Genomic DNA, 738 nt, shown 5'->3' with positions numbered 1-738 from the left:
CCCGTCGCCGCGATCACCGGTTTCGACACCGAGGCCGAGGGTGTCGCCGCCGCCAACGACACCGAATACGGTCTCGCCGCGTACATCTACACGCAGAACGTCGACCGTGCGTTCCGCGTCGCCGACAAGCTCGAGAGCGGCATGGTCGGCGTCAACCGCGGCGTCATCTCCGACGTCGCCGCGCCGTTCGGTGGAGTCAAGCAGTCCGGCCTCGGCAGCGAGGGCGGCACCGAAGGCATCGAGGAGTACCTCGAGACCAAGTACGTCGGCTTCGCGTAAACCACCCGCCCCGAGACAGATCGGAACCGTCACCATGCGTTTGGTCGTTGGATATCTCGCCACCCCCAGCGGGGAGGACGGTCTTGCCCTCGGGGCGCAGCTCGCCCGCAGTCTCGGCGCACAGCTCGACATCTGCATGGTGCTCCCGCCGGACCGGACGGTCCCGGCGAGAGTTCCGGCAGAGACCGGCTACGACGACATCCTCGCCTCTCGTGCCCAGCGCTGGCTGGACGAGGCGAAGTCGTCGGTGCCGAGCGACATCGACGTGGACGTCCACCTGAGCTTCCACGAATCGTTCGCGCAGGGTCTCATCGACGAGGTGTCCCGGCTGGGGGCGCAGGCGATCGTCGTCGGCGCCGCCGGGGACGGCCTGCTGGGGCGGCACTCCGTCGGCTCCGTGTCGACGGAACTGCTGCACTCGGCGCACGTTCCGCTGGCCCTCGCGCCCCGCGGGGCGCG

Annotated in this window: 2 protein-coding genes; both read left to right on the top strand. The window is 69.6% G+C overall.

The features are described from left to right. The coding region (locus tag AZG88_RS36395) for an aldehyde dehydrogenase family protein (RefSeq protein ID WP_156517711.1) at positions 1-279 on the top strand (279 nt) is incomplete at its 5' end. A 34-nt stretch (positions 280-313) separates the two neighbouring features. Next, a partial coding sequence (locus AZG88_RS36390) for a universal stress protein (protein ID WP_197436308.1) occupies positions 314-738 on the top strand: 425 nt, incomplete at its 3' end.

It is taken from the genome of Rhodococcus sp. LB1 (genome assembly GCF_001583455.1).
Classification (GTDB): Bacteria; Actinomycetota; Actinomycetes; order Mycobacteriales; family Mycobacteriaceae; genus Rhodococcus_F; species Rhodococcus_F opacus.
This window is presented reverse-complemented; position numbering and strand designations above follow the sequence as displayed.